Origin of the sequence: Clostridium sp. HBUAS56017, from assembly GCF_007115085.1 — a bacterium.
GTDB classification, from domain to species: Bacteria; Bacillota; Clostridia; order Clostridiales; family Clostridiaceae; genus Clostridium; species Clostridium cibarium.
Genome location: NZ_SULK01000002.1, coordinates 319,588 through 328,731, shown reverse-complemented (window position 1 = coordinate 328,731; position 9,144 = coordinate 319,588). Strand labels below are relative to the sequence as shown.

Here is a 9,144-nt window from a genome sequence, read left to right as displayed (position 1 = left end):
AAATAAGTTGAATAATTTCTTCAAATTCAAAAAAGGGAGCCGTCTCCGACAAATGATTTTAAATCATTTGGAGACAGCTCCTTTTCATTACTTTACTTCTACACCACCAAATATACAAGTAGCATTAACATATACTGTTGGATAATTTATAAAATCACTTTGTGAAGCTTTATTGCTTACCCCACCAAATATAGGTATACTAGAAACCTTAACATTTACATTTGACGGAACAAAAATATTAACACCACCAAATATGGATGTAACATTAATAGTTATATTTTTATTAATAATAGCATTATTTAAATCCAAATCAACGCCACCAAATACAGTTGTAACCGCTCCACCAGTTATATTTTCACTTACTGTTCTTACTTCATGACCTGTAAAAATTGATGTTATTGATATATATCCATCTTTGCCAACATAATTTTTATGAATATTTACTTTATAGTTGCTTTTAAAACTACCTTTAAACAAGATACTAAGTCCAACTAATATAAGTATACTCGGGAAAATTAACTTACTTATTATATGTCTTGGTAAAAATCCATTTGAATTAATAAATAATAATACACCTATAACGAGCCCTATCAAATTTCCAGTATTAACACCACTTTGAATCATTGATATAATACATGGAATAATTATAAACAATGTCCACCATCCATTGAAAAACAATCTAAAATCCCATAATCCAAATGTATTCCCTGCAAATCCAACACCTATAGCTATAAAACCTAATCCCCAAAGAATATCTCCAAACTTATTTCGCATAATTCACCCCCTAAACCATTTTATTACATAACTGAAGCTTTTATCAACAAATTATTCTAAATTTTCAACCTTGAAGTAATCTTTTTTTGATATTATCTTTATTCCTAATTCTTTATTTAAACTTTCTAAACTTCTAATATTATTGATTTTCTTTATATTTTTTCTTTCTACCAATCTTTTAACTTCTCTTATTATATCTTTTTTTTCATCTGGGCTTAATTTAGCTCCTTTAACACAGCAAAAATTAATATATTTTAATGTAGTCCATATTTGTTCATCAGATATCTTATTTACATCCATTAGAACCCAAGTGAAATCTTTTCTTCTTTCCTCAGGTGGATAAGCCTCCTCAAAAAATTCGAGGAAATGATCTGTTTTCTTTGGTTCCTTTTCAAAAACATATTTACCTATTTGCTTCTTTAATTCATTTTTCAAAAACATTATAGTGTTTGGTTTTATTAAACTTTTCATATCATCTATTTTCTCATAAACAAAATCATAAACACTTTGCATTTGATCATAGTCAATTTCACTCTTTTTAAGTATTCTTAAAGCATCTATATATTCCAAAACATTTTTCTTGGTACTTAGCTCTTTATTATATACCTTTTTCCAAACCTCTTCTCCATTTAATCCCTGTAAGTTCATTTCTTCCATTTCTCTACCTCGTTAAAAATTATTTTATTATCAAGTATACCATTTTTCCATAATTATTATAAATACTTTTCTCAATTTCTCTTATAATGCTATATTTATAAATCACATACCCCTAAAGCTTATTATCTATTCTAGACAAGACTTTACATAATCAACTGGTACATCCATTCTAGCAGCGGTTTCCTCTACTGACATTCCACTTTTTAAAAACCTTCTCACAACCATAATAATATTTTCCCCAACTTCAATAATATGTTTATCAGTATCATAAAACCGTACAACACGCTGCCCCCAAGAATGTTCTATCAAAGTATGGACAAAGTTAATATCTTTCATGTTATTCAATTTTTCAATAAAACAATCAAAATTATCTTCTTCAAAATATAGTTCTGCTGAATTCCCACCAAAAACTATTTCACTATCCCTTTTTTGAATAAAGCCCATCCAAGAATCTTTTGTTTGCAATGCAATACCTCCTGTTAAGGTTACATTTGAGCCGAAGTCCACCTGAACTTCTAAACCAAGAACTTCATTGTAAAATCTCTTTGACTTCTCCATATTTGAAACCACTATCAAAGGACTTAAGAATTTCATTGTATACTCCTCCTTATTATTAAAAATGATATCAAAACTAGATTCAAATCTAAGACTGCCATTGATGCCTTTTTAAGGCAATTGAAATTTTTAATATACACATTATACCATAATTGAATTTTTTAAATTACCATATGTAAATATTTCCCAAGAAATACATTGTATATAATCTCTATTTTAATAGAAACATGCATGCAAATAACTCGAATTTATTTATTTAAATCCCATATAATTAAATAAACAACTAAAAAAGCTTATATATTTACTAAAACGAGCTAACCATTCAGATATAGGAGGTAATTTTATGGGCGGAAATAAAAGGTTTGAAATTATATCTACACAAGGAGCTTTTGAGATTTTCAGAGTAATTGTAGATAACAAAACTGGAGTGAATTACTTATATGTTACTAACGGAACTTCTGGAGGATTAACACCACTATTAGATCAAGATGGAAAGCCTATCATAACAAAACAAAATTAATAAATTCTACTCTTAGTTATAAATAAAAGGACAAGATTCATCTTGCCCTTTTATTTATAGATAAAGTTCTAAGCGCTTAATTACCCTTATATTTAGTATGAAGCAGTTCATGTGCTAATCTACTATTAGGCCTATCTAAAAATTCATTATAAACCTCTATGATTTCAGGATTCTCATGACATTTTCTTATTGCTGTCTTCCTATCTATTTCATGGACTCCCTTCATTCTTTCTTCAATCTTTATCCTATCAGACTGAATATATGGCTGTCCTCCTCCATTTATGCATCCTCCTGGACATGCCATTATCTCAATAAAATCATAGTTTTTTTCACCGCTAATGACACTCTCCATAATTTTTTGAGCATTTTTAAGAGAACTAACTGCTGCAACCTTTATTTCTCTATCATCTATCTTAATTGTGGCTTCTTTAATCCCATTAAGACCTCTTACTTCAAGGAAATCAATTTCTTCTAAAGCTTTGCTACTAAGCTTTTCATATGCAGTTCTAAGGGCTGCTTCCATAACCCCTCCACTGGCTCCAAAAAGCATTCCAGCACCAGAGCCTTCCCCTATAGGACTGTCAAAATCACTTTCATCTAAATCTATTATATCTATTGAGTATTGTCTTATAAGTTTTGCTAATTCCCTTGTAGTAATTACTATGTCCACATCATCTTTCATTTCTTCTCTCTCTGCTTCATATTTCTTAGCTGTACACGGCATTACAGATACAACGACTAAGTTATCTCTATTTATTTGTATCTTCCTAGGAAGATATGCTTTAGCTATAGCTCCAAACATCTGTTGAGGAGATTTACAGCTTGAAAGTAAACTAGTATATTCCGGATAGTTTGTCTCAACTAGCCTAACCCATGCAGGACAACAACTTGTAAACATAGGTAAATTTTCATTAGCCTTTATTCTATCAATAAGTTCCTCTGCCTCCTCCATAACAGTTAAATCTGCCCCAAAATTTGTATCAAATACCTTTTTAAATCCTAAGTATTTTAAAGCTGTTACTATCTTTTTAGCTGTAATGACTTCCTTGCTTACTCCAAATTCCTCGCATAAAGCTATCCTTACAGCTGGAGCAATTTGTACTACCATGTACTTATCTTTATTATTTAAGTTATTTTCTAAATTACTGTAATCCATCCTTTCTGTTAAAGCACCAGTTGGACATACTGCAACACATTGTCCACAATACGTGCATTCACTATTATCTAATAGTTTTTCATTAAAGGTTGATATAAAGCTATTAAATCCTCTTTCTGCTGGAGTTAAGATATTTACGTTTTGAACATCTGAACATGCAGTAACGCACCTTCTGCATAAAATGCATTTTTCCTCATCTCTTATTATTGGAGTACTTCTATCAAGTTTTCTTCTTATCTCTTCCCCCTTTATCTTTACACCTTTAATACCGTAGAAACTAGCTATTTTTTGAAGTTCACAGCTTAGATTTTTTGCACAATTTAAACAGTCATTTGGGTGATTAGATAATAATAGCTTAATAATAGTTTTTCTAGCTTCAACAGCTTTCTCTGAATTAGTATATATATTCATTCCTTCTTTTACTTCAAATGAACAGGCAGGTTTTAAATCCTTATATCCTTCTATTTCTACCATGCATACCCTGCAAGTACCTTTACAATTTATAGATTCTCCATCACTCATATTCATATAACAAAGTGTAGGAATATTTATATGGAGAAGTTTTGCTGCTTCAAGAATAGTAGCACCCTTTGGAACCTTAACACTCATTCCATTTATATTTACATTAACCATATAAACCTCCTATTTAGATACAACAGCTTTAATTGGACAAATTGAATAACATCCACCACATTTAATACACTTTGACTTATCTATTTCATGTTTACTCTTCACTTTTCCATGAATGCATGAAACAGGACAAGCTCTAGCACATTTTGCACACCCGATACACTTATCTGAAATCTCATAGACAACTAATTTTCTGCAAGCTCTACTTCTACACTTTTTATCTATAACATGCTCCATATACTCTTCATTAAAATATTTTAAAGAGCTTAACACTGGATTAGTTGCAGACTCCCCAAGACCACAAAGAGATGTTGATTTTATTACTTCACATAGATTTTTTAATTTTACTAAGTCCTCTTCTGTTCCTTCACCTAAAGTAATCTTTTCTAAAATCTCTAGGACTCTCTTATTTCCTATCCTACATGGTGTACATTTACCACAGGATTCATCTACAGTAAACTCCATATAATATTTAGATATATCAACCATGCAGTTGTCTTCATCCATTACTATCATCCCACCAGAACCCATCATTGAACCAATAGACTTTAAACTATCATATTCTATAGAAATATCTATAAGCTCTTTTGGAATACAGCCTCCTGAAGGCCCACCTGTTTGTACAGCTTTTAAGGCTTTGCCGTCTTTTACCCCTCCACCGATATCCTCAATTATTTCTCTTAAAGTTATTCCCATTGGAACTTCCACAAGGCCAACATTTTCAATTTTGCCTGCTAATGCAAAAACCTTTGTTCCTGTGCTTTTATGGGTTCCTATAGATCTATACCATTTAGCTCCCTTATTAATAATTGGATTAATATTAGCAAATGTCTCAACATTATTTACGCAAGTCGGTTTATTCCATAATCCATGTTCCGCTGTTCTTGGAGGCTTCATTGTAGGTTCTCCTCTTAAACCTTCTATAGAATGAATTAATGCAGTAGCTTCTCCGCAAACAAAAGCTCCAGCCCCATACCTTATTTCTATATCAAAACTAAAATCTGTTCCCAAAATATTTAAACCTAATAAACCCTTTTCCCTAGCTTTACTAATAGCAATCTTTAACCTATTTACTGCTAAAGGGTATTCTGCTCTTATATAGATATATCCTTGACTTGATCCAATAGCATACCCGCATATAGCCATTGCTTCTAAAACAGAATGAGGATCTCCTTCTAATATTGCCCTGTCCATAAATGCACCAGGATCTCCTTCATCTGCATTGCATATTACATATTTGACTGGATCTGAATACTTCCATGCCGTTTCCCATTTTCTACCTGTTGGGAATCCTCCTCCTCCTCTTCCCCTAAGTCCAGACTCCTTAATAGTTTCAATAACTTCTTTCTGAGTCATAGATGTTATTGCTTTACCTAAAGCCGTATAAGCCCCACTTCCAATTGCTTCGTTAATAGATTCTGAGTCAATAATCCCACAATTTCTTAAAGCTATTTTATTTTGCTTTTTATAAAACGGAATATCTTTTTTACTTTCTATCTTCTTATTTGTTTTTGGATCAGTGTAGAGTAATCTTTTTAAAACTTTATTTTTTATAATATGTTCAGAAACTATATCTCTTACATCAGATTCATGAACTTTTATATAAAATGTATTATCAGGTATTATATTTATGATAGGTCCTTGAGCGCAAAATCCAAAACATCCTGTCATTATTACCTTAACTTTATCTTCTAACTTTTTTAAATGAATCTCTTTTTCAAAAGCATCCTTTATTATATCTGATGTAGATGCTTTACACCCTGGACCACCACAAATTAAGATATATTTTTCTTCTGTTTTTTCCCCACTTGGATTAAATCTAATATCTAAGTTCATAGAAATTTCATTCTTAAAGTCTAATAATTCATTATAATCTTTAATTTTTCCCATAATGATCCTCACTAAACTCTCTAATTACTTTATCAACATCTTCCTTTTTAAACTTCCCATATAGTCTATCTCCAACACTTACTACTGGAGCTAGTGCACATGATCCTACGCATCTTAAAGTGTTAAGTGTAAACTTTCCATCAATTGTAGTTTCCCCAGGATTAATTTTCAACCTCTTTTTAAACTCTTCTAGTATCTCATCAGCTCCCCTAACAAAACAAGCAGTGCCTGTACATACGCTTATAACATTCTCACCCTTTGGTTCTGTTGAAAAATATGAGTAAAATGAAATCACTCCGTATATTTTTGCTTTCGGTATATTCATAGATTTAGCTATATATTCTTGTACCTCTTCTCCTATGTAACCATATAAATCTTGAGCATAGTGTAAGACTTCAATTAGTGCACCTTGTTTAACTTTAAGACTAGCAATATAATCTTCTAAAGGCTTAAATCTTTTGCAACTATTACCCATAGTACCCCCTAAATAAAATACTTTTTCATAAATTATGATATGTTGTACCAATTCATAATATTATAGTTTTTTATATAAAAAAAACTATAGATGTTTATTCTTCTAATCACAATTAACATCTATAGTCATATTCATTTCAAATTTAATTATTTATCAATGTAAAAATCTCTTGAACAATATTTTTTGCTTTACTAGGTAATTTATCCATAGCTTTTTTTCTCTTTTTTTCATCACTTATTTTTACTATATTCATTACCTCTTGTTGAAGCCCTGGAATATTATTAAGCTCAGCTACAAGAGCATTAAACCTTTGAGCAAAAACTGGATCCTTCATCCTTGTTTGGATTTTCATTATTAGCTCATAGCCGTTCATTAACTTAAAGCCTCCTACTAGCTTTTTTTATACTTTATAGTATTCACTTTAAGTTAAAATGTTCAATTTATTCCTATATTTCAACATGAAAATCTATATGTTCACCATTTCTTAATTTAGATCTGATCTCCATCATCTTTAAATCAATTTTATATAGAATTTCTAAATTTTCTCTTTCTTTTTCACTTGTTTCTATTAAAGCTGCTATACCACCATTTCTAATTACCACTCTCTTATCTGCCATTAATGCTAAAATAGGATCATGTGTGGACATTAATACTATTTTATCATTCTTTATTAATAAATCTAATGCCTTTCTTCTATCTACTCCCGCATTTTCAATTTCGTCAATTAAAACAATTGGTGAAGCACTAAGCATTGCTGTATCAGCAATCATTAAAGCTCTAGACTGTCCTCCACTAAGCTGAGTTATAGGAACATCTAATGAAAAGGTTTCTCCAGCAAGATCATTAGCACAATTTATTATATTATTTACTATTTCATCTGCATCTTCAATCATCCTGCTTTCAGCATGCATTAAAATAAAATCTTTAACTGAAAGATCCATGACAAAATTCATATTTTGAGAAAGCTGTGCTACTAGCTTATTTTCTATAGAAAATCTATTTTCTTCAAGAGGTTCTTCCCCATCTACAAGGATTTTCCTACCTGTTTGTGTATCCCTTTGAGCTAAACATTCTATATCAGCAAGTAGTCTACTTTTCCCTGATCCTGTAGGCCCTACTATCGATATTACTTCACCTGGAAGAAGGGTTAAGTTAACATCTTCTAGTGCTCCAATTTTATTATGTCCACCTAAAATTGTTATAGATTTCATCTAAACTTCCTCCTTCCATTCCATCTTTTTAACATATCCTCTTTGATATTCTTCTCCAATTTTTCTTTCCCCTAAACAATAGGAACATGTGCCATTAGGTAAAGTAAACCTTAAACTATTGCCCTCTAATGTATCAATATCATTAGCTTTTTTAAAGAACACTCCTAAATCATAGGAACCTTGTCCTGTTATTCCATTTATAAATATAATTTTAGCTCTTCCATTACTTTTTCTTACCTTAAAAGCAAATACTTCACGTTCTGCTTGTGATACAATATCCCCTTTTGTTACCACAACTACATCTGCCATTCTAAGCATAGGCCCTATCTTTTCTGGAGTATTAACTCCTGATAAATTGTCTATAACACATATACCTAATACATCTTTAATATGTGGAGAACATCTATTACAAAGACCTGCACTTTCACTTATTAAAATATCTATATCATTTTTCTTTGCCCATTTAACACCATCATCTATATTACTAATGAAAAAGTGATCTGGACATAATCCTCCTGATAAACCAACCTTAACTTTAACACCTAACTTTTTATATGTTTCATCATCTTTAGTTGAAAGACAATCAAATTTTATTATTCCTATTTTTAAACCTTCTTCTATTAATCTTTCTATAGTCTTAATTATTATAGATGTCTTTCCTGATGAAGGCGGACCTGATACTGTAATTAACTTCATATCTTTTCCTCCTAAAATATTTTATTCTCTGCTATTATAGCACAAAAAACAACTTCCTTTCTGTAACATAAGTTACCACTTTTGATGTGGTTGCGATCAAAAATTCATTGATATATAATTATAATAAAATTTGTAAAGTATTTCTAGTTATCTAATACTTGGGGTTAGGGAGGGGATTTGTAAATGTTTGAAAGTGATTACATGAAAAGATTAATAGAATCAATTGGGAAAATGTTAGTTGCTATTACTTCAGGAAAAGACGCTATAGAAAGCAATATTAAATTTGAAGAAGATAATGTTAGTATTTCAGAAGATGGATTATTGGAAATTATGGTTAACAAATATGTCCATGAAGGTAAACTAGATGAAGCAGAAAAAATAATATTTGAAGCAGTAAAATCACGTAAATCTAGACGAAGTTTTGAAATAGCTTTATCTTTTTATAAGGAAATAAGTGAATGGGATGAAAGTAAACTTACAAAATATAATTTCTCAAAGAAAAGAATAATTCAAGGATTAGAAAATATAAAAAAATTAGAGGATTAAATTTAATATCACTATAACAAAGCCAACGTTTATG

Annotated in this window: 10 protein-coding genes and 1 pseudogene; 2 read left to right on the top strand and 9 right to left on the bottom strand. The window is 30.5% G+C overall.

The genetic code is table 11. From position 1 onward, the window contains the following. Nucleotides 1-87 precede the first annotated feature (87 nt). From FAY47_RS03865 to FAY47_RS03855, 3 genes are all read right to left on the bottom strand, one after another. On the bottom strand, nucleotides 88-774 hold the full coding sequence (locus FAY47_RS03865) for a LiaF domain-containing protein (protein WP_143315097.1): 687 nt from the start codon (nucleotides 772-774) through the stop codon (nucleotides 88-90). Between the two features lie 51 nt (nucleotides 775-825). Next, complete coding sequence (locus FAY47_RS03860) at nucleotides 826-1,431, bottom strand: hypothetical protein (RefSeq protein WP_143315096.1); 606 nt, start codon at nucleotides 1,429-1,431, stop codon at nucleotides 826-828. Nucleotides 1,432-1,557: 126 nt separating this feature from the next. Next, on the bottom strand, nucleotides 1,558-2,025 hold the full coding sequence (locus FAY47_RS03855; protein WP_143315095.1) for a VOC family protein: 468 nt from the start codon (nucleotides 2,023-2,025) through the stop codon (nucleotides 1,558-1,560). Between the two features lie 304 nt (nucleotides 2,026-2,329). Here FAY47_RS03855 and FAY47_RS03850 point away from each other — a divergent pair, with 304 nt between their 5' ends. Next, nucleotides 2,330-2,506 (top strand): DUF6440 family protein, encoded by a 177-nt coding sequence (locus tag FAY47_RS03850; protein WP_143315094.1) that lies wholly within the window; start codon nucleotides 2,330-2,332, stop codon nucleotides 2,504-2,506. A gap of 76 nt (nucleotides 2,507-2,582) precedes the next feature. Here the strand turns inward: FAY47_RS03850 and FAY47_RS03845 are convergent, their stop codons facing one another. The 6 genes and pseudogenes from FAY47_RS03845 to FAY47_RS03820 all read right to left on the bottom strand — a co-directional run bounded on the left by FAY47_RS03845 (nucleotide 2,583) and on the right by FAY47_RS03820 (nucleotide 8,564). Continuing rightward, nucleotides 2,583-4,295: an NADH-dependent [FeFe] hydrogenase, group A6 gene (locus FAY47_RS03845; RefSeq protein WP_143315093.1), complete on the bottom strand. Its 1,713-nt coding sequence runs from the start codon at nucleotides 4,293-4,295 to the stop codon at nucleotides 2,583-2,585. 9 nt (nucleotides 4,296-4,304) lie between these two features. Further along, nucleotides 4,305-6,128, bottom strand: a complete 1,824-nt coding sequence (locus tag FAY47_RS03840) for an NADH-ubiquinone oxidoreductase-F iron-sulfur binding region domain-containing protein (RefSeq protein ID WP_243129538.1) — start codon at nucleotides 6,126-6,128, stop codon at nucleotides 4,305-4,307. Between the two features lie 40 nt (nucleotides 6,129-6,168). Beyond that, nucleotides 6,169-6,657, bottom strand: coding sequence for an NAD(P)H-dependent oxidoreductase subunit E (locus tag FAY47_RS03835; protein ID WP_143315091.1), 489 nt, complete (start codon nucleotides 6,655-6,657; stop codon nucleotides 6,169-6,171). 142 nt (nucleotides 6,658-6,799) lie between these two features. Beyond that, nucleotides 6,800-7,030 carry a hypothetical protein gene (locus tag FAY47_RS03830; protein WP_143315090.1) on the bottom strand — a complete coding sequence of 77 codons (231 nt, stop codon included), beginning with the start codon at nucleotides 7,028-7,030 and terminating at the stop codon, nucleotides 6,800-6,802. 73 nt (nucleotides 7,031-7,103) lie between these two features. Beyond that, nucleotides 7,104-7,868 (bottom strand): annotated as a pseudogene (locus tag FAY47_RS03825) (ABC transporter ATP-binding protein); the annotation flags it as partial. After that, nucleotides 7,869-8,564 (bottom strand): GTP-binding protein, encoded by a 696-nt coding sequence (locus FAY47_RS03820; RefSeq protein WP_143315088.1) that lies wholly within the window; start codon nucleotides 8,562-8,564, stop codon nucleotides 7,869-7,871. It abuts the pseudogene before it with no gap. A 183-nt stretch (nucleotides 8,565-8,747) separates the two neighbouring features. Here FAY47_RS03820 and FAY47_RS03815 point away from each other — a divergent pair, with 183 nt between their 5' ends. After that, nucleotides 8,748-9,110 (top strand): DUF6483 family protein, encoded by a 363-nt coding sequence (locus FAY47_RS03815; protein ID WP_143315087.1) that lies wholly within the window; start codon nucleotides 8,748-8,750, stop codon nucleotides 9,108-9,110. Nucleotides 9,111-9,144: the final 34 nt, after the last annotated feature.

Coding starts and splice junctions, on each gene's coding strand:
- FAY47_RS03865 (WP_143315097.1), bottom strand. CDS start 774: ATGCGAAATAAGTTTGGAGATATTCTTTGGGGATTAGGTTTTATAGCT.
- FAY47_RS03835 (WP_143315091.1), bottom strand. CDS start 6,657: ATGGGTAATAGTTGCAAAAGATTTAAGCCTTTAGAAGATTATATTGCT.
- FAY47_RS03830 (WP_143315090.1), bottom strand. CDS start 7,030: ATGAACGGCTATGAGCTAATAATGAAAATCCAAACAAGGATGAAGGAT.
- FAY47_RS03860 (WP_143315096.1), bottom strand. CDS start 1,431: ATGGAAGAAATGAACTTACAGGGATTAAATGGAGAAGAGGTTTGGAAA.
- FAY47_RS03855 (WP_143315095.1), bottom strand. CDS start 2,025: ATGAAATTCTTAAGTCCTTTGATAGTGGTTTCAAATATGGAGAAGTCA.
- FAY47_RS03840 (WP_243129538.1), bottom strand. CDS start 6,128: ATGAACTTAGATATTAGATTTAATCCAAGTGGGGAAAAAACAGAAGAA.
- FAY47_RS03815 (WP_143315087.1), top strand. CDS start 8,748: ATGTTTGAAAGTGATTACATGAAAAGATTAATAGAATCAATTGGGAAA.
- FAY47_RS03850 (WP_143315094.1), top strand. CDS start 2,330: ATGGGCGGAAATAAAAGGTTTGAAATTATATCTACACAAGGAGCTTTT.
- FAY47_RS03820 (WP_143315088.1), bottom strand. CDS start 8,564: ATGAAGTTAATTACAGTATCAGGTCCGCCTTCATCAGGAAAGACATCT.
- FAY47_RS03845 (WP_143315093.1), bottom strand. CDS start 4,295: ATGGTTAATGTAAATATAAATGGAATGAGTGTTAAGGTTCCAAAGGGT.